The following is a 22,695-nucleotide window of genomic DNA, read 5'->3' as shown; positions in this document are numbered from 1 at the left end:
ACCCTCCCTAGGGGGGGGCCTGGGCCCTTTTTGCTTCTGTCCTTCCGACCGCCTCCTGGTTACCTTGGGGGGCGGACAGCGGCCCCCGGGGTCTCTGGAGAGAGGTCGATGCGAGAGCGCAAGTTCCTGGAAAAGAATGGCTTGCTGCATCGCTGCGGGCTCGCGGCGGGAGCTCTGGTGCTCTGCGCCGGCGCCGCCGCGTCGCAACCGGCCCGCCCCGATTCGGTGCCTGCCTCGCCGGCGCCGCCACCCTCGGCGCCGACGCAAGCCCCGACGCCGCTGCCTCCGGCTGCGGAGCCAGCGCCTTCCAACCTGCTCCGGCCCTCGGTGCCGTCGGTGTCGGGCGTGCCGCCGGTGCTCCGGGTCGAGGTGGAAGGCAACGTCAAGGTGCCGAAGGAAACGGTGCTGCAATGGTTCGCTGTCCGCCCCGGGGATCCCTTCGATCCGCGGCGTTTGGCCCGGGCGGTGGAGGAGCTCACCAAGAAGGGTCGCTTCGCCGACGTGCGGGTGGAAGGGGAAGAGGCGGAAGGCGGCGTGATCCTCTACGTCACGGTGCAGGAGTTCCCGCGGCTCTCCCAGGTGCGCTTCGAAGGTCTCGACGCTCTCAAGGAATCCGATCTGCGGGCGGCGGTGAGCCTCAGTGCCGGCAGCTTCGTCGCGCCCTGGCAGCGCCAGCGCGACCGCGACAAGATCCTGGAAACCTACCGGGACAAGGGCTACCAGAGCGCTGGGGTGCGCGACACGCTCCTCGCCGCCGAGGGCGGCGACTGGTCCCTGGTCTGGCAGGTGCAGGAAGGGCAAAAGGCCTCGATTCGCCAGATCGTCTTCGCGGGCAACGAACGGGTTCCGGCCGAGAAGCTGCGCAAGCAGATGCAGACGAGCACGAACGGCCTGTGGAGCGGCGGCGACCTCAAGCCCGAGGCGCTAAAGCAGGACTTCGACAAGATCGCCGCCTACTACCACTCCCTCGGCTATCTGGACGGCCGCGTTCTCAGCCACGACACCGAGCTCGCCGCCAACGGCAAGGACCTGACGCTGCGCATCCGCATCGAGGAGGGCAAGCAGTACCGGGTCGGCAAAGTGGAGTGGAAGGGGAACACGGTGTTCGCCGACAACGAGATCCACCGCGTAGTGCGCTTGTTCCCCGGCGCTCCCTTCGACCAGAGCGCCTTCGAGGCCACCACCCAGGCCCTCTTCGGCCTCTACCAGGACCGGGGATACTTCTACTTCACCGCGGCGCCGCGGAAGGACATCCAGGGCGACCTGGTGAACGTGACCTACGACATCTCCGAAGGGCAGCAAGCGCGGCTGCACCACATCCGGGTCCTCGGCAACACCAAGACCCAGGACAAGGTGGTGCTGCGCGAGTTCAGCCTGGTGCCCGGGGAGACCTTCGACCGCTCCCTGTTGCAGCGTTCCATGCGCGATGTCTTCCAACTCGGCTTCTTCGAAGACATCAACATCCCGCCCGAGGGTCTGCGGCCCCGGGAGGACGGCAGCGTCGACCTGGAAGTCAAAGTGGTGGAGAAGCAGACCGGGCAGCTCGGGGCCGGCGCCGGCTACAGCGCCGTCAACGCCCTCACCGGCTTTTTCGAGATGGCGGAGACCAACCTCTTCGGCACCGGCAAGCGCGTTTCCTTTCGCTGGGAGTTCAGCCGCGTGCGCAACGACATCAACTTCAGCTACACCCAGCCGTGGCTGTTCGACAGCCCCATGACCTTGACGGTGGACCTCTTCAACAGCGCCGGGCGCACGCGGGTGAACAGCTTCTACCGCACCCAACGCACCGGCGGCGCCTTGCGCCTCGGCCGCCGGCTCGACCTGCTGGACTTCACCACCGTCTCCTGGCGCTACCGGGCGGAAAACGTCACCTTCACCGACATCGATCCGGCGGTGGACCTGCGGACGCGGCTTTCGCTGCAGGACGGCCGCCGCCGCAGCACGGGGCTCACGCTCCGGCGGAACTCCACCGACAGCCCGTTCTTCCCGACCCGCGGTTCCGAGGCCGAATGGAACGGCGACCTCTTCGGCACCTTCCTGGGCGGCGACGTCAGCTTCCTGCACAACGAGGTGGAGCTGGCCTGGTACCAGCGTCTGGGTTTGTCCAAGTTCACCTTGGCGCTGCGCAGCCGGATCGGCGTGCTCACGGGACTCGAGAACAAGGCCGTGCCCAACGACGAGCTCTTCCGCCCCGGCGGCGTCTTCATCTACCCGGTGCGCGGTTACGACGAGTTCGAGATCTACCCGCTGGGGAACGAGCCCTTCGTCGGCGGTCAGGCGCTGGTGCTGTGGTCCAGCGAGTTGCGCTATCCCTTCAGTCCCCGCGTCCACGGCGCTCTCTTCTTCGACGCCGGTAACACCTGGAACAGCATGGCCGAGGCGGATTTCTCCGACCTGCGCAAGGGCGCCGGTGCCGGCATCCGGGTGGAGGTGCCCATGATCGGTTTGCTCGGTCTCGATTACGCCTACGGCTTCGATCGCGTCACTACCAGCGGACGCCGGGTGCCGAGCTGGAATTTCCACTTCCGCTTCGGCAACTTCTTCTGAGCGGTTCCAGGAGGATTCCGGGCGCACGGTGGGGAAGCCTCGATCGCCCTGGCGCGCCGGGGCGTGTTCCGAGCCGGCAGGCGTACTGCCGGCGCAGTACAGGACGAAAACCCTTCGCAAAGGTGGGGAGTTGCGGCCGATGAAACGATTCTTGCCAACCTGGTGCATTTCTGCGACCATGCTCACCCTGGTTGCGGCGGCCGTGGCCCGACCGCTAGCGGCCCAGGAGATCAAGCTGGGCTACATCGACGCCGAAAAGGTGCTCCAAGCCTTCAGTGGCTACAAGGACGCCGAGGCGCAGTTCGCCAAGCAACGGGAAGCGTGGAACCAGACAGTGGACACGCGCTCCCGCGAGCTCAAAGCCATGGAGGAAGACTTCAAGGCCCAGGAGCTCATGCTGAGCGACGCCAAGAAGCGCGAGAAGCTGAGCGAGCTCGAGAAACGCAGCAAGGATCTCGAGGCGTACTACCAGCAGATCTTCGGGCCGAGCGGCGAGGCCGCACGCAAGAGGGAAGAGTTGCTCCGCCCCATCCTCGATCGGGTGAATGTCATCGTCCGCGAGTTGGGGGAGCAAGAGAAGTACACGATGATCTTCGACAGCGCCAGCCTGGGGATCGCTTATGCGTCTCCCAGCGTCGACCTGACCGACAAGATCATCGAGCGCCTCAACGCCGCCAAGTAAGGCGTGGGGCGCCGAACGCGGGCCACCCGCCATCCCGAAGGTCAACCCATGAGCGCGAACAAGTTCGTTGCGCTGGCGCGCCCTGCGCCGGCGTTGTCAGTACGCCTGCGCCTCTCCGAGGTGGCGGCCCTCGTCCACGGGCAGCTGGTCGGGGACGAGGATCCGTGGATCACCGGCCTGGCCGGCATCCATGACGCCGTCGAAGGGGATCTCACTTTCCTGGCGCAACGGCGGTATCGCGCGGCGCTGAAGCACAGCCGCGCCGCGGCGGTCCTGGTGACGCCGCAGGAGAGCGTCGACCGCCCGGCGGTGCGGGTCGGGGACCCGGCGCTGGCCTTCAGCCTGGTCTTGCGGCGCTTCAGCGAGGCGACGGCGCTCTCCATCCCCCGCGGCATCCATCCCACCGCCGTCATCGACCCGAGCGTGCGCTTGGGTGACGAGGTGGCCATCGGCGCCCACGTGGTCCTGGAAAGCGGCGTCGAGATCGGCGACCGCGCCACCTTGCTCCCCGGCACGGTGCTGCGCCGCGACTCCCGCCTCGGCGCCGATTGCTTCATCCATCCGAATGTCACCATCTACCCCTCCACCCGCATCGGCGATCGCGTCATCGTGCAGGCCGGTGCGGTGATCGGCAGCGATGGTTTCGGCTACGTGCGCGAGCACGACACTCTGCACAAGGTTCCGCACCTGGGGCACGTGGTCATCGAGGACGACGTCGAGATCGGGGCGAACGCCTGCATCGACCGCGCCACCACCGGGACCACGACGATCGGCCGCGGCACCAAGATCGACAACCTGGTACAGATCGCCCACAACGTGAAGATCGGCCGCACCAGCGTCCTCTGCGCCCAAGTGGGGATCTCCGGCAGCACGGAGATCGGCGCCGGGGTGAAGCTTGCCGGCCAGGCCGGCGTGGTGGGGCACATCCACATCGGCGACGGCGCGGTCATCGGCGCCCAGAGCGGCGTCATCGGCTCGGTGCCGGCGGCGACCACGGTCTCCGGGTACCCGGCGAGACCGCACCTGAAGGAATTGCGCCAGCGCGCCGTCATGGCCCGTCTCCCCGAGCTGCTCGACACCATCCGCGCTTTGGAGAAGCGCCTGGAGGCGCTGGAGCGGGGCAACGCCGGCGGGGAGCGCCCCTCGTGAGCGCCACGAGCCAGTGCACCATCGCGGCTCCCTGTGAGGTCACCGGCGTCGGCCTGCACACGGGCCACCGTACTCTCATGCGCTTCAAGCCGGCCCCCGAGGGCACCGGCCTCGTCTTCCGCCGCACCGACCTGGAGCCGCCGGTGGATGTCCCGGCGCGCATCGAATTCGCCCCGCGTGATGTGGCGGTGCCGCGCAACACCACGCTGGAGCGCCACGGGGCTCGCATCCACACGGTGGAACACGTGCTGGCGGCGCTCTCCGGCCTCGGCATCGACAACGCCTACATCGAGATCGATGGCGACGAACCGGGGGAGCCGCACGACGGCAGCTGCGCCCCGTACGTCGAGGTCCTGCGCCGCGCCGGTGTGGTGCAGCAAGCGGCGCTGCGGCGGCCTCTGGAGGTGCGGGAGACCGTGTCGTTGCAGCAGGACGGCGTGGAGGTGACCGCGGTGCCTTACGACGGCTTCCGGGTCAGCTTCACCATCCATTACGACAACCCGCTCATCGCCACGCAGAAAGCCAGCTTCGACATCGACCCGGAGACCTTCGCGCGGGAGATCGCCCCGGCCCGCACCTTCGCCCTGATGAGCGAGGTGGTGGAGTTGCGCGAGCGCGGCTTCATCCGTGGCGGCACCCTGGACAACGCCGTGGTCGTGGATGGCGATCACATCGTCAACGACGTGCCGCTGCGCTTCCCCGACGAGTTCGTCCGCCACAAGATCCTGGACCTGCTCGGGGATCTGGCACTGCTCGGGCGGCCGCTGCGGGGACACGTCATCGCCGTGCGCTCCGGCCACCGCACCAACGCCGACTTCGTGCGCCGCATGCTGGCCACGCACCAGGGGCCGCCGCCGCGCCCGAAGGGGGAGGCCAAGGGGCTCATGGACGTGCGCGCCATCCTGGAAATCATGCCGCACCGCTACCCGATCATGCTGGTGGACCGCATCCTCGAGCTGGAAGATGGCAAGCGGGTCGTGGGCATCAAGAACGTCACCTACAACGAGCCCTTCTTCCAGGGCCATTTCCCCGGCCTGCCGGTGATGCCGGCGGTGCTCATCATCGAGGCCATGGCGCAGTGCGGCGGCGTCCTGCTCATGAACTCCGTGGACGACCCCAAGCGCCACCTCATGTACTTCGCCGGCATCGACAAGGCCCGCTTCCGCAAGCCCGTCCACCCCGGCGATCAGCTGCGCCTCGAGCTGCAGCTGGTGCGCTTCGGCGGCACGGTGTGCAAGATGGAGGGCAAAGCCTTCGTCGACGGCGACCTCGTCGCCGAGGCGACCCTCCTTTCCACCATCGCGGAGAGGCCGTGATGCTGGACATCCACCCCACCGCCGTGGTGCACCCCCGGGCCGAGCTGGAGGCGAATGTGGTCGTCGGGCCCTACGCCTGCATCGGCGCCGAGGTCGCCGTCGGTGCGGGCACCTGGATCGGCGCCCACGTGGTCCTCGAGGGCCGCACCCACATCGGGCGGGACAACAAGATCTTCCATGGCGCGGTGGTCGGCGCCGTACCCCAGGACCTGAAGTACCGCGGCGAACCCACCATGGTGCGCATCGGCGACGGCAACACCATCCGCGAATACGCCACCATCCACCTGGCCTGCATCGAGGGGGAAACGACCAGCGTCGGCGCCGGCTGCTTGCTCATGGCGTACTGCCACGTGGCGCACAATTGCCGCCTCGGCGACGGCGTCATCCTCGCCAACTCGGTGAATCTGGCCGGCCACGTGGAGGTGCACGATCACGCCATCGTGGGCGGTGTCACCCCGGTGCACCAGTTCGTGCGCATCGGCGCCCACTCCATCATCGGCGGCGGTTTCCGGGTGCCGAAGGACGTACCCCCCTTCGCGCGCTGCGGTGGTTACCCCCTGCGTGTCGTCGGCCTCAACACCGTGGGCCTCGAACGCCACGGTTTCGACGAGGACCGCCGCGCGGTGCTCAAGCGCGCCTACCGCATCCTCTTCCGCTCGGGCCTCAACGTCGGCCAGGCGGTGGAGCGCCTGCGAGCAGAGTTCGGCGCCGATGACGACGTGCGCACCTTGATCGACTTCATCACCACCTCGGAACGGGGCATCACCACCTAGGCGCCGCCGCGCCTTGAGGAGGCGAGCGTGCGCGTCGCCGTTCTCGGTACGGGCCATCTGGGCCGCGAGCATGCCCGGGTCTACGCGGAGCTGGCGGAAGCCGAGTTGGTCGGCGTCTACGATCCCGACCCGGCGGCCGCGGCGGCGGCCGCGGCACGCGCCGGTTGCCAGGCCTTCCCGCACCGCGATGCCCTCCTCGACCGCGCCGAAGCGGTGAGCGTCTGCGTCCCGACGCCGCTGCATCTCGAGGTGGCAAGCGCCTGCCTCGAGGCGGGGCTGCACGTGCTGGTGGAAAAGCCGATCGCGGCCAACGTCGAGGAAGCGCGCCGGCTCCGCGACCTGGCGCAGCGCCGGCAGCGGCTGTTGCAAGTCGGGCACGTGGAGCGCTTCAACCCGGCGATGCGCGCCGCGGCGCAGCACCTGCACGCGCCGCGCTTCGTCGAATGCCACCGGCTGGCGCCCTTCGGCCGCCGGGGCGCTGACGTGGCCGTGGTGCTGGACCTGATGATCCACGATCTGGACTTGCTCCTCGATTGCATCGGCGTCGACATCGATTCCATCGCCGCCTCCGGCGTCGCCGTGCTCGGTGGCTCCACCGACATCGCTCACACCCGGCTGCGCTTCGCCAACGGCTGCGTCGCCAACCTCACAGCGAGCCGCATTTCCCTGGAGCGGATGCGCAAGATTCGCTTCTTCCAGCGCCACAGCTACCTCTCGGTGGATTTGCTGCGCGAGGAAGTGGCGATGGTGCGGCGCCGCCCGGGCTTCGACCCGGAGGCCTTCCAGGCGGCGCTGGGGCGCGGCGAGGCCCCGGACCCCCTGACGGCGCTGGAGCCCGTGCCGGTGCCGGTGGTGCGGGAGGAACCGCTCCGCGCCGAGCTGCAGAGCTTCCTCGCCGCGGCGCGCGACGGCACCCCGCCCCTGGTCGGCGCCGACGCTGGCATCCGCGCCCTCGAAGCGGCGTGCGAGATCGAGCGCCTGCTGCAAGAGGAGTCCTGATGCGCGTCCTCGTCGTGGCCGGCGAGGCCAGCGGCGACGCCCACGCCGCCAAGGTGGTGCGGCACCTGGTGGCGCGGGGCGACCGGGTCCTCGCCGTGGGGGGAGAGCAGCTCGCTGCCGCTGGCGCCACGCTGGTGGCGCACATCGACGCGCTCTCGGTGCTGGGCTTCGTCGAAGTCTGGGCGCGCCTGCCGCGCCTCCTCGCCTTGTACCGCAAGTTGCAGGCGCTGCTCCGCGGCGGCGAGCTGGATCTCTTCCTGCCCGTCGACTTTCCCGGCCTCAACCTGCGACTCGCCGCCACCGCACGGCGCGCCGGCGTACCGGTTCTCTATTATGTGGGGCCCCAGGTCTGGGCCTGGGGCGCCGGGCGGCTGCAGCGGCTGCAGCAGTGCGTCGATCACGTGGCGCTCATCCTCCCCTTCGAGCCAGCGCTCTACGCACGAAGCGGCGTGCCCGCTTCCTTCGTCGGTCATCCCTTGCTCGACGATCCGGAGGAGAGGGAGCGCGGGACCGAGGTGGATCTCGGCCTCTTTCCCGGGAGCCGTCCCCAGGAAGTGCGTCGGCACTTGCCGGTGCTCCTCGACGCCGCCCTGCTGCTCTGCCGGAAGCATCCGTCGCTCCGCCTGCTGGTGAGCCGCGCGCCGACCGCCCCGGCGGCCTGGATGGGCGCGGAACTGCAGGCGCGGGGCTTCGACGCCGCCACGGTGCTCGAGAGCGCGCCGGCGGCGCGGCTCATGCGGCGCGCCCGCGCCCTCTTCGTCGCTTCCGGCACGGCGACGCTGGAAGCCGCGCTGGCGGAACGTCCGTTCGCGGTGCTCTACCGCACCGGCTGGGTCAATTACGCCCTGGCGCGGCGGCTGGTGCGGGTGCCGCACATCGCGCTCGCCAATCTGGTGGCGGGAGAGGGCGTGGTGCGTGAGTTCATCCAACAGGAGGCCTCCCCGGCCGCGCTGGCGGTGGAGATGGAACGCTTGCTCTTCGATGTCGCGGCGCGGCAGCAACAGCTCGCCGGGCTGTCGCAGGTCCGCGCGCGCCTCGGCACCGCGGGGGCGTCGGCGCGGGTGGCGGAGCTGGCGGCTCGGCTCGGCAGCAGACAAGCGGCGGCGGTGGTGTCATGAGACCGGCAAGCATGCTGGCGGCGGGCGTCCTCACCGCCCTCGGTCGCAGCTGGCGGCTCGAGTGGGAGGGACTGGAGCGGATCGAAGCGGCGCGGCGGCAGAGTCCAGGCGGCAACGTCATCTATGCCGTCTGGCACTCAAGTCTCGCCATCCTCGCCTGGACGCACCGACGGCGCGACGTCCAGATCCTGGTGAGCCAGCACCGGGATGGCGAGCTCATCGCCGGCGTTCTCCAACGCCTGGGCTACGGGCTCGTGCGCGGTTCGAGCCGTCGCGGCGGCGTGCAGGCTCTCTTCGGTCTCGCCCGCGAACTCGACGCGGGCCGCGACGTGGCGGTGACCGTCGATGGTCCGGTGGGACCGCGCTACCATGTCCGCGCCGGCGTCATGTTGCTCGCTCGCCGCACCGGACGGCCCATCATGCCGGTGTTCGGCACCGCGAGCCGCTGCACCCTGCTGCCGACTTGGGATGCCTTGCGCCTCCCCCATCCCGGCGCCCGGGTGCGCACGCAATACGGTGAGCCGCTCTGGATCGCGAGCACCACGAGCGCCGCCGAGCTCGCCCGCGCCCAGCGCGAGCTGGAAGCGACGTTGCTCGAGTGGACGCTGGCGGAGGAGACGCGCTGGGGACGCACGTTGGAGCTCGCCGACGTGCAGGATCGGCGCTCCTGGGTGGAGCGCCAGAGCGAGCGGCCGGATCCATCTTGGGTGCTCCGCGCCGCGGCCAGCGCGCACGGCGCCGGGCGCCGCCTCGAAACGCAGCTCCGGCCGCGGCCGCGCGGGCGCGGGGGGAGACCCTGGGTCGTGGGCATCGGCAATCTCGAAGCCGGCGGCACGGGCAAGACACCCTGCGTCATCGCCCTCGGAGAAGCGCTCCTCGCCGTGGGTTGTCGCTTCGGCGTCTTGACTCGCGGCCACGGTGGCAGCCTCGGCAAGCAACATCCCGTGCTCGTGAGCAGCTCTCAGGCGCAGGGCGCCGCCGATGAGAGCCGGCTCTTGGCGGCGGCCTTCGGCCCGGCGGTGCCTCTCGTCGCCAGCAGGGACAAACGCCGCGGTCTCGAGCTCCTGCGCGGGCGCGGCGATTTGGACGTGATCCTGGTGGACGATGCGCTGCAGACCGCAGCGCTGCCGGTGGATCGTCACCTGGTGCTGCTCGACTGGGAATCGCCGTTCGGCAATGGCTGGCTGCTGCCGGCGGGCCGCTTGCGCGAAGGTCCGCAAGCGCTGCGGCGGGCACAGGCGCTGCTCTTCACTCGCTCCCGTGGTGGCGTACCCCGCCATCCGGCCTGGGCCCACCTGCCGCCCGAGCACTGCTTCCTCGCCCGGGAAGAGTTCCCGGGAATCTCCCGTCCCGAAGCGAGCCCCGTGGCTCCGGGGAGTCTCCACGGCCAGGGGGTCGTCCTGCTTTGCGGCCTCGGGCGGCCGCGGGCCTTCGAGGCTGCCGCGGCCACTCTAGCGGCACGCGAAGGCTTCCAGATTCGTCGCAGCGTGCGCCTCGGCGATCACGCCGATCTGATGCCGGCGCTTCGCCACCTGACCAGCCGCTTGGAAAGGCTCGACGCTGCCTGGGTGCTGGTGTCGCGCAAGGATCTGCTGCGGCTGCCGCCGGGAGTCAGCAAAGAAGAGCCGCTGCTCGTGCTCGAGCAGCGGCTCCACGTGGACTCACTGGGGGAACTCCTGCGGGTTCTCGTCCCCGCCTCGGCTCACTTGTCGGCGAAGTCGGCGAAGTTCACCGACACCGAACCGTAAACGTGCATGTCCTCGGTCGGTCCCACCGCCACGCGACCGATGAATTCGATGTCGGCGATGAGGAGCAGCTCTTGGCCGTTCGCCAGCGCCTCGGCGAACGGTCCCTCCGTCTTCATCCCCGCCGGGGCGATGAGGATGCCCGTCTCGGCGGTGCTGTTCGCCGGGACCACGAAGCTGGTGGCGGCATCGAAGTTGTAGTCCGCCAGTGTCCAGCCGGTCCCCGAGGTCGGGCCGCCGTCGGCGCGGCGCCAGCGGACCGTGTAGCTTTCCAGCTGGAAGGCGTTGACGAAGGTGCCCGGATCGGTCACCACCGAGCCCGTCTCGTTGCGATTGGTGAACTCCACCACCGCCACGTCCTCGGGAATGGTGATGAGGCCGGTCCCCTCGTCGAAGTGGATGAGATCCGCAAGCACCGGGCCGCCGCCATTGATCGAGGTGACGCGGACCTCGATGACCGGCGTATCGGCTTGGCATCCCAGGAGGGCACAGAGCAGCCCTGCCAGGATCGTAGAACGCCACATGGTGTTCCCTCCAGAACGGCGGTCGCGTGCCTGCGGCCCGCCCGGCACCCTGGACACAGGTGCAGCCCCGGCACAGCAACGGCCATGCCAGGGCCTGGAGGCGAGAGCATCGTCACCATCGCTGCCTCACCATGTCCCGGCGCGGCGCGCGAAGGCTCTGGAGCGCGAACGTGCTGCGGTTGCCACGCTGCGCCCTCGGGTCTAGCCTTGTCTGGAGCCAGCGAGGGAAGGAGTCCCGCGCCATGCAGGAGAATCCCGCCGCCGACGTGCTCGTCATCGGCTCCGGCGTCGCCGGCTTGCTGACGGCGCTCAAGGTAGCGCGCTTCGCCCGCGTCGTCGTCGTCACCAAGCGCGCCGCCATGGAATCCACCACGCGCTATGCCCAAGGCGGCATCGCCTCGGTGATGGACAGCGCCGATTCCTACGCCGCCCACGTGCAGGACACCGTGATCGCCGGCGCCGGCATCTGCCGCTCCGAAGTCGTGGAGATGGTGGTGCGGCAAGGGCCGCGGGTCATCCGCGAGCTCATGGATCTCGGCACCCGCTTCAGCCGTGACGCCGGTCACGGCTTGGAGCTCGGACGGGAAGGCGGCCACTCGGCGCACCGCATCGTGCACTTCAAGGACACCACGGGGCGGGAAGTGGAGCGCGCTCTCTACGCCGCAGTGCAGCGCGAAGCGAACATCACCTTGCACGAGAACACCGTCGCCGTGAATCTCCTGGGCGGCCGGCGCAGCGCCGCCTCGCCGCCGCGAGAGTCACCCGTCGGCGGCGCCTACCTGCTGCGCCCCGACGGCGTCATCGTGACCCAACGGGCTGGCGCCACGGTGCTCGCCACCGGCGGTTGCGGCAAGGCCTACCTCTACACCTCGAACCCCGATCTGGCCACGGGGGACGGCATCGCCATGGCCTACCGCGCCGGTGCGCGCATCGCCGACATGGAGTTCGTGCAGTTCCACCCCACCTGTCTCTTCGACCCGCGGGGCAGCCGCTTCCTGGTGAGCGAGGCGGTGCGCGGCGAGGGCGCGGTGTTGCGCAACGCCGCGGAGGAGGAGTTCATGCCGCGCTACGATCCGCGGCGCGAGCTGGCGCCGCGGGACGTGGTGGCGCGCGCCATCGATCAGGAGATGAAGCAGCGCGGCGACAAGTGCGTCTTCCTCGACGTGCGCCACCGCGGCGGCGATTTCCTCCGCCAGCGCTTTCCGGGCATTTACGCTGCCTGTCTGGCCCTCGGCCTGCGCCTGGAGCGCGATCTCATCCCGGTGGTGCCGGCGGCGCATTACATGTGCGGTGGCGTCGCCGTGGACCTGCAGGGCCGCACCGATCTGCCCGGGTTGTACGCGGTGGGGGAGACGAGCTGGACCGGCCTGCACGGTGCCAATCGCCTGGCGTCCAACTCGCTCCTCGAAGCCCTGGTGTACGCCGATCGGGTGGCGGTGGACCTGCGAGCCCAAGGGTTGGACGCGGTGCCCGCCGACGTGGCGGCATGGTCCGATGCGGGGACCGCGGCGCGCTACGAGACGGTGCTCCTCGATCACGACTGGGACGCGGTGCGGCGGTTGCTCTGGGACTATGTGGGCATCGTGCGCAGCGAGGAACGCCTGGCCCTCGCGGCACAGCGCCTCGCCCTGCTGCGCCAGGCCATCGAGGGCTACTACTGGCGCTATCGCTTGAGCGCCGATCTCATCGAGCTGCGCAACCTGGCGCTGGTGGGGGAGCTCATCGTCCGCTGCGCCCGTTTCCGCCAGGAAAGCCGCGGCCTGCACACCGTTCTCGACTGGCCGGAGTCGCGGCCGGAGTTCCAGGGTGACACCGTGCTCTCCCGCTTCGAGGAGCCGCGCTTGTTGCCGAGCGGTGCGCCGGTGCACGCGGTGGCACCGGAGGCGACGCCGTGAGCGGCGACACCCCTTGGTACGTCCGCGCTTTCGACGCCGAGTATCTCGAGGTCTACGCCCACCGCGATGCCACCGAGGCCGAGCGCGTCACCGCCCGACTGCTCGAACCGCTGCAGCTCACCGGGCAGCGCGTCCTCGATCTGGCCTGCGGCGCCGGGCGCTACAGTGCGGCGCTCGGCCGCCGCGATGCCCGCGTCGTCGGCCTCGATTTGTCCTTGCCCTTGCTCCGGCAGGCGCGCGCCGCAGTACCCGGAGCGCGGGGTTTCGTCCGCAGCCACATGGGAGCGTTGCCCTTCGCGGCGGCGAGCTTCGATCTCGCTCTCTGCATGTTCACCAGCTTCGGCTACCTGCCGACCGCCGCCGAAGACCGGGCCGTGCTCGGCGAGATCCGCCGGGTGCTGGGAGCCTCGGGAGCGCTGGTGCTCGATCTCCTCAACGCCGCGAGCGTGCGCCGCTCGCTCCCGGGAGAAAGCGAACGCCGCGCCGGCAACCTGCAAGTACGAGAACGTCGCTGGCTCGAAGCGGACGATGTGGTGGTGAAAGCGGTGGAGCTGGAACGCGGCGGCAGGGTGCGGCGCTACGAGGAGAGGGTGCGCTTGTGGCCGCTCGACGCCCTCGTGGCGGCGCTCGCTGCAGCGGCACTGCCGGTGCGCCGGATGTGGGGGAGTTATGCGGGCGAGCCGTTCGTCGCCAGCACCAGCCCGCGGCTCATCCTCCTCGCCGGCGCCGACCGCCCCGGGTGCTAGACTGCAGCCCACAGCGGAGGTTGCATGCAGATCGCTTCCCGCCTGCCCTGGAGCGTTTCGAGCTCCGGGGCACTGGTGCAAGCCCACGTGCGCGGCCAGCTACCGGAGGCGCTGCGTGCCCCGGGCTTGTCCAGCCTGCCGGCACTCGCGGCGCGCACCCCCATGGCGCCGGACCTGGTACGAGCTCTCGCAGCAGACGGCGAGGGCGCCGCGGCTCTGCAAGCCCTCGCGGCGCCCGGAGCTCTCGCCGTGGCCACGGGGCAACAACCAGGTTGCGTCGGCGGCGCCGTTTTCGTCGTCCTCAAAGCGGCCACCGCGGTCGCTTTGGCGCGGCGCAGCGCTCGCGCCCTGGGCCGACCGGTGGTGCCGGTGTTCTGGAATGCGGCGGACGACGTGGACTTCGACGAGGTGTCCCGTGTCGGCTGGCTCACCGCGGCAGGGGAGCTCTTCTTCCTCGAGCTGCCCGCTGCGGGTCGGCAGGCACAAGGCTTCGTCGGCGATCTGCCGGCAGCAGGGGACGAAGCCGCAGCGAGCGCCGCGCTCTCTCTTCTCGACGGCGCTCGCCGCGACGCCTTGCAACCCTTGCTGCCGCGCGGCGCGCGAGATCACGCCGATTGGGTCGGGCGTCTGCTCCGTGCCGTGTTCCCCGAGCTGGTGGTGGTGGACGCGCGCCATCCCGCACTCCGTACCCACGCGGCACCGCTCTTCCGCCGTTACCTCGAAGCGGCGGACGCAGCCACCGAGGCGATCGAAACACGCGCCGCCGCCCTCGCTGCGGCGGGTTTCGCGCCCACGCTCTCGCCCTCGAGCACCCGACAGGCGCTCTTCCTCGTCGACGGTGGCCGCCGTCTCAAGGTGCGCGACGACAGGGCGCCGCTGCGTCAGGCTCTCGAACGAGCCCCGGAGAGCGTGGCTGCCAACGTCGTCCTGCGGCCCCTGATCCAGGACGCACTGTTTCCGGTGCTGGCGAGCGTGGTCGGCCCGGCGGAAATTGGCTATCTGCACGAGAGCCGGGCGCTGCGTCCGCTCCTCGGCGTTCCCGAGAGCGCCCTCGTCCCGCGGCTGGCCCTCACCCTCGTCGGTACGAACACCTGGGAGGCCGCGCAGCGCCACGGCATCGACGCCGAACGCTTGCTCGCCCACGGCGAGGCGGCACTGCGCGAGGCGGCGCGCCGGCGCGCGCGGGAGCCGCGGCAACGGGTGGAGGCGGCCTTCGGCGCCACCCTCGGCGCGCTCGGCGCCCTGGTTCCGTCCGGCAACACCGCGTTGGAGCGGCCACTCCGGCGGCTGGAAGGAGTGCGTGACGACTTCATCGCTGCTCTGGAGGATGCGGCGGTGCAGGAGCTGCTGCGCGCCGAACCAGCCCTCGAGCGCTTGTCCCAGCGCCTGCGCCCGCGCGGCCGCGCCCAGGAGCGCGTCCTCGCCACGCTCTGGTTCCTGGCCCGCCGGGGGATAGAGGCGCGGCAGGAGCTGTTGCAGCTCGCCGACATGCATCTGGACACGCTGGAGCAAGGTGAGGTAGTGCACTGGCTCGTTCTCGACTGAGCGGCGGCAGGGAGAGTGCGGGCGGGAACACTCGCGCCACCCCCGCCGTACCTCGCCCAGGAGGAAACATGAGCGAGCGCTTCGATGTCCTCGCCTTTGGCGCCCACCCGGACGACGCCGAGGCTGCCTGCGGCGGCCTCTTGGTCCAGCTCGTCCGCCAAGGCTATCGCGTGGCCATCTGCGATCTGACCCGGGGCGAGCTGGCGAGCAACGGCACCGTCGCGGAACGGCGGGCCGAAGCCGAAGCCGCCGCACGCGTCCTCGGCCTGCACGGCCGCCTCGACCTCGGCCTGCCGGATGGGGGGCTCCACGCCGAGGACCCGGAGCAGCGCCGCCGCATCGTCGCCACGCTTCGCACCCACGTTCCGCGCCTCATCCTGATTCCCGATCTCGCCGCGCGCCATCCGGATCACCTGGCCGCGCACGCCCTGCTGCGGCAAGCGCAGTTCTTCTGCGGCGTGGCCGGTTACGACGCCGGGATGCCGCCGGTGGAGCGCCCGGTGCTGGTGCGGGCCCTCGACTTCCACCCCATGGTGCCGTCCTTCGTCGTCGACGTGAGCGCGGTCCTGCCTTTGAAGTTGGAGGCGCTGCGCTGCTATCGTTCTCAGTTCGAGCCCGGCCCAGGACGGGTGCCCACGCTGCTCAACGATCCGGCGTACCTGCAGCGCGTCGAGACCAACGCCCGCACCTACGGGCAGCTCATCGGTTGCACCGCCGGCGAGCCTTACGCCGTCGACGGCCCGGTGCCCCTGGTGGATCCGGTGGCGGCGCTCGTCCCGGCGGGGAAGAAGGTGCCATGAAGATCGGGATCACCTGTCACACCGGTTCCGGGGGCAGCGGTGTGCTCGCCACCGAGCTCGGGCTGCGCCTGGCCAGCCGCGGCCACGAGGTCCACTTCATCACCCGCGAATCGCCGTTCCGGCTGCGTGGCTTCGTCGACAACGTCTTCCTCCACCTGGTGGAAACGGTGTACTACCCGCTGTTCCAGGAGCCACCGCACACGTTGTCCATGGCCTCGAAGATGGCGGAGACCGCCGTGTCCTACCAGCTGGACGTCCTGCACGTGCACTACGCCATCCCGCACGCGGTGAGCGCCTACCTGGCCAAGCAGATGCTGCGCCCCCAGCCGCTGGCGGTGGTGACCACACTGCACGGCACCGACATCACTCTGGTCGGCAACCAGCCGAGCTTCCAGAGCATCACGCGCTTCTGCATCGAACAGAGCGACTGCGTCACCGCCGTCTCTGAATTCCTCCGCCAAGAAACGCTGCGCACCTTCGAGGTCGCCAACGGGATTCGCGTCATCCACAACTTCGTGGACGCCGAGCGCTTTCGCCCTGGTGTCTCTCCCGAGCTGCGGCGGCGCTTCGCCCGGGACGACGAGTTCATCCTCATGCACGCCTCCAACTTCCGGCCGGTGAAGAACGTCCGCGCCCTGGTGGAGATCTTCGCGCGCGTGCAAGCCGAGGTGCCGGCGAAGCTCGTCCTCATCGGCGAGGGCCCGGACCTGCCCTTCGCCAAGCGGCGCCTGACCGAGCTGCGTCTCGCCGATCGCGTCCTCTTCCTCGGCAACCAGCAGTGCATCGAGGAATTGCTGCCCGCAGCGGATCTCTTCCTCCTCCCGAGCCATCACGAGAGTTTCGGCTTGGCGGCGCTGGAGGCCATGGCCTGTGGCACCGTGGTCCTCGCCACCGAGACCGGCGGCACGCGGGAAGTCATCGACCACGGCCGGAACGGTTACCTCTGCCCGCCGAACGCCGTGGACGCCTGGACGAGCACGGCGCTGGCGGTGCTGCGGGATCCGGCACAGCGCGCCCGCCTGCAGGTGGCGGCGCGGGAGGCCGCGGTGCGCCGCTTCGCGGCGGAAAAGCAGGTGGCGGCGTACGAAGAGGTGTACCTCGAAGCCATGCAGCGGGCCTGTGCCGCGGCGCGTTGACAGGGTCGGCAGCGCTTCCTAGAGTGGAAGGCATGCACAGGGTCGCGAAGAAGAAGCAGGGTCTGGCCGGGGTGGCCGTATGGAGCGCCGCTGCGCTCGCACTCTGGCTCGGCGTCGCCGGTTGCCGCAGCCGCTCCGACGAGCTGCTCGTCGCCTACTCCGGCGACTGTCAGGCCTGGATCGATCCCTGTGGCTGACGTGCCGGACGCCTCGGCGGCCTCGCCCGGCGGGCGAAGGTGCTCGATCCCCTCCTGCAGAAGTACCAGGAACATCTGATCCTCGACGCCGGCGGCTGGTCGGAGCGCAACGAGCGCCAGCGGGCCCTGTCGACGCGGGTCTTCTTGGAAGGCATGCAGGCCGATGGCTTGCAAGCGGTCAACGTCGCTGCCCGCGACCTCTTGCTCGGGCCGCAGGAGTTGCAAGCGCTGCAGGATTCGCTGCAGCTGCAGTTCTTGAGCGCCAACATCTATGTGGACCGGAAGCTCCGCTTCCAGCCCTACATCGTGCTGCAAAAAGAAGTGGCGGGGAAGCCGTTGCGCATCGGTATCGTCGGCGTCACGTTACCCTCACAGCTGGCGCTGGAGGAGTGGCCCAGCGGCTCGCAGCTCGAGATCACCGATCCCCTCGAGGCGGCGCGGCAGACGCTGGAGGGGCTGCGCCCGCAGACCGATCTCCGCATCCTCTTGGCTCACCTACCCCTTTCCACTCTGGAAGAGTTCGCTCGCGCCGAGCCCTACGGCTACGACCTGCTCATCAGCGGCACTGGCGAAGTGCGCGAGACCGTGCCGGTGGGGCCGACGCCGGCGGTGCTTTCCCCCGGAACCCGGGGCAAGCATCTGGCCTGGCTGCACCTGCGCCCGGGGAGCGCCGGCAAGACGGAGATCACCGGGGGCCAGGTGCTCGCCTTGGACGACCGGATCACCGACGACCCGGCGATGGCCGCCCGGGTGGCGGGCTTCAAGACCCGCTTGGCGGCGGCAGGAGGCGACAGCACGACGGTGGCCCACGAACCCGCCGAGAGCGCCGCCAGCGCCCCCGCGACTCCCTGAAAACCGTCTTTCCCGCTCTCCCTGCACTAGTTGCGCCGCCAGGGAGCTTTGATTAACATTCCGTGCCTTTCGCGGAGCCCTGCCGTGGAGCCCATGGAGGTCGTTGAGTGCGCGAGCTGCGACCGCAGCGACAAGTGTGTCTCGGGCCGGCGCTCGTCCTGCTCGCAGCCCTCTTCGCCTGCGTCCCCCGCCTCGAAGCGCGGGAGATCGTCATGGTGAGCGGCGGGATCGCCGTTCCCCTCGGCAAGACCGGCGATTTCACCGATACCGGCGCGGGGATGGAACTGCGCTTCCGGCACTCCAACACCGGGCACAGCGCTTGGGAAATCACCACGGGCTACATGGAAGCCCCGCTCACCGGAGTGATCCCCGCCACCATCGAGTCGTACGAGGCCTTGGTGCGTACCAAGAACCTGGGAGCACAGCAGGCCTCCCAGCCGGGAGAAGGTTATCTCGTCGCCGAGTACGGGAAGCTCGAGCTCTTCAACGTCGGCGCCAACTACACCTACCGTTTTTCCCAGCGCCGGAGCTTCTCGCCCCTCGCTTCCGTGGGAGCGGGCCTCTACATCTGGCGCGTCCCTTTCCGCCTGCGCTTCTTCAACGTTCCTTCCTTCGGCGAGCAGCACGCCTACGATCCGATGGGACCTTCGGGGCACCAGTTCGTCTTCGACGACCGCTTCCCGCCGCAAGTGATCGACTACACCAAGGACGAGACGAGCGGCGGCCTCAACGCCGCCTTCGGCCTCGACTACCGCGCCACCAAGAGCTTCGGCGTCGAAGGCGAGGCCCGCGCCCATCTCTTGTTCTCCTCGGGCAAGGGTGATCAGGAGGATTCCGCCGACGATCAGCCGTACGTCGACAACATGAGCTTCCTGCGCTTGCAGATGAGCCTGTACTACCGTTTCTGAGCCCTGCCCGGCATCGCCCGTCGTCTGCGAACCCATTGTGGCAGCGTTGCTTGACCGACCCGAACGGGTGCCGTATCCTCGCTTCGAGTGCGCCCGTACATGGGCACGGGACGGAGCAGGGGAATGCTCAACCAAAGTGTCCTCGTCCTCAATCGCAGCTGGCTGGCGATCCACGTCTGCGACGTCAAGCGGGCCCTGACGCTCCTGGTCCTCGATCTCGCTCACGTGGTCACCGGGGAGTTCGAGACCCACGACTTCCAGTCGTGGTGCGAGCTCTCCCAGGCGGCGGTGCACAACACGCTGCACACCCCGCGTTACAAGCTCCTGATCCCCGAGATCATCTTGCTCACGCATTACAACGCGGTGCCGCCCCGGCGGGTGAAGTTCTCGCGCCGGAACATCTTCGAGCGCGACCGCTTCTCCTGCCAGTACTGCGATCGGACTCCGGTGCGGTCCGAGCTCTCGATCGACCACGTGGTGCCCCGCAGCCGGGGCGGCTCCACCACCTGGAGCAACGTCGTCCTCGCCTGCACCGAGTGCAACGCCCGCAAGCGCGATCGCCTGCCCTGGGAGGCAGGCATGCGTCTGCAGCGGCAGCCCCGTGAGCCGGCCTGGCGTCCGGGGGCCGGATTCCGCCTCGCGGTGCGGCGGCGTAGCTGGGACCGCTTCGTCGACACCGCCTACTGGGACCTCAAGTTGCACGAGGACGGTTCGTGACCCGGCCGGTCTACGTCGTCGGCGCCGGGGCCCTCGGGAGCCTGCTCGGAGCGCTGCTTTCCCGCCGCACCCAGGTGGAGATCGTCGGCCGCCCCAAGCACGTCGAGGCCATCCGGCGCCAGGGGGGCCTGCGCGTCTCCGTCAGCGCCCCGGGGGTCTATCCCCTGGAGGTGAGCGAGAGGCTGCACCCGCCGCCCCCAGAGGCCATCGTGCTGCTCACGGTGAAGGCCTTCGACCTGAGAGGCGTGTTGACGGAGCTTGCGCCACGCCTGGATCCGTCCCATCTTGTAGTGGTCCTGCAGAACGGACTTGGGATCCGCACCCTCGCCACGAGCGTGCTGGGCCGCCCGGTGCTCCGGGCGGTGACCTTCATGGCGGCGGCGTTCGAGGCGCCCGGGCACGTCGCTTTCAATGCGCCCGGGAAGACCTACTTCCCGGCCGGCGGGGAGGTCCTGGATCTTTGGCGTTCCAGCGGCATGCCGGCCGAGCAGGTCGGCGACATCGACACCTACGTCTGGCGCAAGCTGGCGATCAACGCCGTCATCAATCCACTTTCGGCCCTCCTCGGCGTTCCCAACGGCGACTTGCTCAGGTTGCGCGGCCTGCCTCGTGGCCTCGTCGAAGAAGTGGTGCAGGTGGCCTCCCGGGCCGGACAAGGGCTCGAGACCGAAGAGACCTTGGCCAAGGTGGAAGCGAGCATGCGACAGACCGCGCGCAACACCTCGTCCATGCTCCAGGACCTGCGCGCCGGCCGGCAGACCGAGATCGAGTGGATCAACGGCCGCATCGTCGCCCTCGCCGAGGAATACGGACTCGACGTGCCCCGCAACCAGCAGCTCTTGGAGCTGGTGCGTTTCGCCGCCCGCAGCGCCGCGGAGAATCGGCGTCCGGCCGGCGTCACTTCCTGAATCGCGCCCTTCTCCTTCTCGTCGCCCTCTGGCCTTGGGGGGCGCAGGCCATCCAACCACAGGGAAATGCCGGAACGCCGGCGCCGCGTGATCTCGGCCCCTGGCCGGCGGCGGTACAGTCGGCAGCGCGGTCGCCCGCCCTCGAGCGTCTCGAGGCGGCTTCCGGCTCGCGCTGGAGCGTGCGCTGGGATCCCTGGACGGGTCTCGCCCGACTCGGCTCCGGGGGCCGACCGGAATCCGGCCCGGCGCTCAGCGACGGCGCCGCCCGTGCCGCGGCAGCGACACTGCTGCAGGATCACGGCGCGCTCTGGGGTGCGGACCGGGTCGAACTCGTCCAGGTTCGCTGGCGGAACTCGGGTCCTGCCTGGCACGCGACCTGGGAGCAGCACCTGGACGGTGGCCCGCTCCGCGGCGCCTTTCTCGACCTCACCCTCGGCGCCGACGGGCATCTCGTCGCTTTCCGTTCCACCCTTCTCCCGAACCTCCGGGTCTCACGCCACCACCTCGGTCTCGACGTCGCCCGCCGCGCTTGCGAGACCCTCGTGGGCTCCAGCCTCAGTATCGAAGCGAGCGAAGAAATCGTGGCGGTGCGACCGCTGCAGCGCTACGAGGCTTTCGCCGCCCTGGAGCTCACGCTGCGTTCGCCCTTGGGCGCGCGTTGGCGCGCCATGGTCGATGCCGCCACCGGGAGCGTCGCGGCGCTCGAATCTCTGCTCCGCACGGAGTACGTGGAGGGCACCACCACGGGAACGATCAAGCCGCTCTACGAACACGATCCTCTGGTGAACGCCACCTTCCCCTGGCTCCTGGTGCGGCTCGGGGACCCGTCCAGCGCCGATAGCACGGCGAGCGACGCGGCGGGGAGCTTCGCCTTGAGCGCGAACCCCGGAGCCGCGCAGCTGGAGGCGACGCTCGCGGGCCTTTACGTCACCGTGGACAACGAAGCGCCGCGTGGCACGAGCCCGCGCTTTTCCACCCTGGTCGCGGTTCCCGGGACCGCCGCGGTGCATCTCACCAGCGACCACGCCCGCGACGACGAGCGCAGCATCTACGTCCATGCCAACATCATCCACGACTACGCCCGGCGCCGCTTCGGTTTCAGCCAGCTCGATTACCCGGTGCCGGCGGTGGCGTCGGTGCGCAACCCGTCCTCCGGCGAACCCAACTACTCCAACGCTTTCTGGGATGGACAGAGGATGGGCTTCGGGGTCGGCGGTAGCGGCAACTTCGGTCTCTTCGCCGACGTCGTCTACCACGAGTACACCCACGCCATCACCGATGTCCTCTATCGACCGGTGGGCGGTCTGCGCGGCACCATCGGTGCAGCCATCCACGAGGCCTTGTCCGACTACTTCGCCTGCACTCTCACCGACGAGCCGCGGGTGGGCGAGTACCTCGGTGGTCTCGCCGGGTTCCGCAACCTGGACAATGAGCTCGTCTGGCCCGAGGACCGCCACCCGGGAGACGAGGAGCACGCCAACGGCGAGATCCTGGGCGGAGCGCTCTGGCATGTCCGCACTGCCGTCGGAGCCGAGGTCGCGGACCGGGTGATCCATTTCGCTCGCGAACTCTTCCCGCAGACCTTCGACGAGTATCTCGAGGCGATCTTGCTCGAAGACGATCTCCTCTACGGCGACAGCGCCCCGGGCAATGGCTCACCCCATCGTGAAGCCATCCTCGCCGCCTTCGGCCGCCACGGCATCGGCCCGCTGGTGGAACAGGAAATCCGCATCGTGCACACGGCGCTGCACGACACCGAAGACGCCGCGACGGCGCGCCGCGTCAGCGCTCGCCACGGGAGCCGGGTGGTGGAAGGGATGCGCTTGCACTGGTCGACCGGCGGCGACTGGACGGTCGAATCCATGCAGGCCGATCCTGCCGGCGGGTTCACCGCCCTGCTGCCCGGCCAGGCCGACGGCACCATGGTGTCGTACTACCTGACCGCCTATCGCACCCGGCCGTACGAGGAGCAGCGCTTGCCGGCGACGGCGCCGGCGGCGGTGTTTTCCTATCGCGTCGGTGTGGACCATGAAGCGCCGCACCTGGAACACGCACCCTTGGTCGAGGTGCCGGCCTTCGGCTGGCCGGCGGAGCTCCACGTACGGCTGCAGGACAACCTAGGTGTGGCTTACGCCTAT

General features: G+C 69.7%; 20 protein-coding genes. 19 read left to right on the top strand and 1 reads right to left on the bottom strand.

The features are described 5' to 3' along the window. Positions 1-108 precede the first annotated feature (108 nt). The 8 genes from bamA to lpxK all read left to right on the top strand — a co-directional run bounded on the left by bamA (position 109) and on the right by lpxK (position 10,332). Positions 109-2,547, top strand: a complete 2,439-nt coding sequence (bamA, locus tag VFE28_04675) for an outer membrane protein assembly factor BamA (protein HZM15278.1) — start codon at positions 109-111, stop codon at positions 2,545-2,547. A gap of 139 nt (positions 2,548-2,686) precedes the next feature. Next, entirely contained in the window at positions 2,687-3,229 is a 543-nt protein-coding gene (locus tag VFE28_04670) for an OmpH family outer membrane protein (protein ID HZM15277.1), read from the top strand. Between the two features lie 48 nt (positions 3,230-3,277). Beyond that, on the top strand, positions 3,278-4,378 hold the full coding sequence (gene lpxD / locus VFE28_04665) for a UDP-3-O-(3-hydroxymyristoyl)glucosamine N-acyltransferase (protein ID HZM15276.1): 1,101 nt from the start codon (positions 3,278-3,280) through the stop codon (positions 4,376-4,378). Next, complete coding sequence (locus tag VFE28_04660) at positions 4,375-5,694, top strand: bifunctional UDP-3-O-[3-hydroxymyristoyl] N-acetylglucosamine deacetylase/3-hydroxyacyl-ACP dehydratase (protein ID HZM15275.1); 1,320 nt, start codon at positions 4,375-4,377, stop codon at positions 5,692-5,694. Before lpxD ends, VFE28_04660 begins: the two co-directional genes overlap by 4 nt. After that, entirely contained in the window at positions 5,694-6,467 is a 774-nt protein-coding gene (gene lpxA, locus VFE28_04655) for an acyl-ACP--UDP-N-acetylglucosamine O-acyltransferase (protein ID HZM15274.1), read from the top strand. The genes VFE28_04660 and lpxA overlap by 1 nt, the downstream gene beginning before the upstream one ends. A gap of 27 nt (positions 6,468-6,494) precedes the next feature. Then, positions 6,495-7,466 (top strand): Gfo/Idh/MocA family oxidoreductase, encoded by a 972-nt coding sequence (locus tag VFE28_04650; protein ID HZM15273.1) that lies wholly within the window; start codon positions 6,495-6,497, stop codon positions 7,464-7,466. Next, positions 7,466-8,584, top strand: a complete 1,119-nt coding sequence (gene lpxB, locus VFE28_04645) for a lipid-A-disaccharide synthase (GenBank protein HZM15272.1) — start codon at positions 7,466-7,468, stop codon at positions 8,582-8,584. Before VFE28_04650 ends, lpxB begins: the two co-directional genes overlap by 1 nt. Further along, complete coding sequence (lpxK, locus tag VFE28_04640; GenBank protein HZM15271.1) at positions 8,581-10,332, top strand: tetraacyldisaccharide 4'-kinase; 1,752 nt, start codon at positions 8,581-8,583, stop codon at positions 10,330-10,332. Before lpxB ends, lpxK begins: the two co-directional genes overlap by 4 nt. Here the strand turns inward: lpxK and VFE28_04635 are convergent. Beyond that, a complete protein-coding gene (locus VFE28_04635) occupies positions 10,287-10,853 on the bottom strand; it encodes a hypothetical protein (protein ID HZM15270.1) in 567 nt (188 codons plus the stop codon). The genes lpxK and VFE28_04635 overlap by 46 nt on opposite strands. 242 nt (positions 10,854-11,095) lie before the next feature. Between VFE28_04635 and nadB the strand changes: the two genes are divergently transcribed. From nadB to VFE28_04580, 11 genes are all read left to right on the top strand, one after another. Continuing rightward, complete coding sequence (nadB, locus tag VFE28_04630) at positions 11,096-12,748, top strand: L-aspartate oxidase (GenBank protein HZM15269.1); 1,653 nt, start codon at positions 11,096-11,098, stop codon at positions 12,746-12,748. Further along, a complete protein-coding gene (locus tag VFE28_04625) occupies positions 12,745-13,494 on the top strand; it encodes a class I SAM-dependent methyltransferase (protein ID HZM15268.1) in 750 nt (249 codons plus the stop codon). Before nadB ends, VFE28_04625 begins: the two co-directional genes overlap by 4 nt. 24 nt (positions 13,495-13,518) lie before the next feature. After that, positions 13,519-15,039: a bacillithiol biosynthesis BshC gene (gene bshC / locus VFE28_04620; GenBank protein ID HZM15267.1), complete on the top strand. Its 1,521-nt coding sequence runs from the start codon at positions 13,519-13,521 to the stop codon at positions 15,037-15,039. Positions 15,040-15,107: 68 nt separating this feature from the next. Beyond that, on the top strand, positions 15,108-15,839 hold the full coding sequence (gene bshB1 / locus VFE28_04615) for a bacillithiol biosynthesis deacetylase BshB1 (GenBank protein HZM15266.1): 732 nt from the start codon (positions 15,108-15,110) through the stop codon (positions 15,837-15,839). Beyond that, a complete protein-coding gene (bshA, locus tag VFE28_04610) occupies positions 15,836-16,975 on the top strand; it encodes an N-acetyl-alpha-D-glucosaminyl L-malate synthase BshA (protein HZM15265.1) in 1,140 nt (379 codons plus the stop codon). Before bshB1 ends, bshA begins: the two co-directional genes overlap by 4 nt. Before the next feature lie 32 nt (positions 16,976-17,007). Further along, entirely contained in the window at positions 17,008-17,172 is a 165-nt protein-coding gene (locus tag VFE28_04605; protein HZM15264.1) for a hypothetical protein, read from the top strand. 39 nt (positions 17,173-17,211) lie between these two features. Continuing rightward, positions 17,212-18,024, top strand: a complete 813-nt coding sequence (locus VFE28_04600) for a hypothetical protein (protein ID HZM15263.1) — start codon at positions 17,212-17,214, stop codon at positions 18,022-18,024. Between the two features lie 107 nt (positions 18,025-18,131). After that, positions 18,132-18,932: a hypothetical protein gene (locus VFE28_04595; GenBank protein ID HZM15262.1), complete on the top strand. Its 801-nt coding sequence runs from the start codon at positions 18,132-18,134 to the stop codon at positions 18,930-18,932. Between the two features lie 123 nt (positions 18,933-19,055). Next, entirely contained in the window at positions 19,056-19,649 is a 594-nt protein-coding gene (locus VFE28_04590; GenBank protein ID HZM15261.1) for an HNH endonuclease, read from the top strand. After that, positions 19,646-20,557, top strand: coding sequence for a 2-dehydropantoate 2-reductase (locus VFE28_04585; GenBank protein HZM15260.1), 912 nt, complete (start codon positions 19,646-19,648; stop codon positions 20,555-20,557). Before VFE28_04590 ends, VFE28_04585 begins: the two co-directional genes overlap by 4 nt. A gap of 179 nt (positions 20,558-20,736) precedes the next feature. Beyond that, on the top strand, positions 20,737-22,695 hold a 1,959-nt coding region (locus VFE28_04580; protein ID HZM15259.1), incomplete at its 3' end, for a hypothetical protein.

Source organism: Candidatus Krumholzibacteriia bacterium (assembly GCA_035649275.1).
Lineage (GTDB): Bacteria > Krumholzibacteriota > Krumholzibacteriia.
Note: the sequence above shows the minus strand (reverse complement) of the source record. Positions and strands in the feature narration are given on the sequence as shown.

What these genes read in the sequence shown, in the direction of transcription:
- nadB (HZM15269.1), top strand. Translation starts at nt 11,096, where the DNA reads ATGCAGGAGAATCCCGCCGCCGACGTGCTCGTCATCGGCTCCGGCGTC.
- lpxA (HZM15274.1), top strand. Translation starts at nt 5,694, where the DNA reads ATGCTGGACATCCACCCCACCGCCGTGGTGCACCCCCGGGCCGAGCTG.
- VFE28_04670 (HZM15277.1), top strand. Translation starts at nt 2,687, where the DNA reads ATGAAACGATTCTTGCCAACCTGGTGCATTTCTGCGACCATGCTCACC.
- VFE28_04605 (HZM15264.1), top strand. Translation starts at nt 17,008, where the DNA reads ATGCACAGGGTCGCGAAGAAGAAGCAGGGTCTGGCCGGGGTGGCCGTA.
- bshB1 (HZM15266.1), top strand. Translation starts at nt 15,108, where the DNA reads ATGAGCGAGCGCTTCGATGTCCTCGCCTTTGGCGCCCACCCGGACGAC.
- VFE28_04590 (HZM15261.1), top strand. Translation starts at nt 19,056, where the DNA reads ATGCTCAACCAAAGTGTCCTCGTCCTCAATCGCAGCTGGCTGGCGATC.
- lpxB (HZM15272.1), top strand. Translation starts at nt 7,466, where the DNA reads ATGCGCGTCCTCGTCGTGGCCGGCGAGGCCAGCGGCGACGCCCACGCC.
- lpxK (HZM15271.1), top strand. Translation starts at nt 8,581, where the DNA reads ATGAGACCGGCAAGCATGCTGGCGGCGGGCGTCCTCACCGCCCTCGGT.
- bshC (HZM15267.1), top strand. Translation starts at nt 13,519, where the DNA reads ATGCAGATCGCTTCCCGCCTGCCCTGGAGCGTTTCGAGCTCCGGGGCA.
- VFE28_04635 (HZM15270.1), bottom strand. Translation starts at nt 10,853, where the DNA reads ATGTGGCGTTCTACGATCCTGGCAGGGCTGCTCTGTGCCCTCCTGGGA.
- bamA (HZM15278.1), top strand. Translation starts at nt 109, where the DNA reads ATGCGAGAGCGCAAGTTCCTGGAAAAGAATGGCTTGCTGCATCGCTGC.
- lpxD (HZM15276.1), top strand. Translation starts at nt 3,278, where the DNA reads ATGAGCGCGAACAAGTTCGTTGCGCTGGCGCGCCCTGCGCCGGCGTTG.
- bshA (HZM15265.1), top strand. Translation starts at nt 15,836, where the DNA reads ATGAAGATCGGGATCACCTGTCACACCGGTTCCGGGGGCAGCGGTGTG.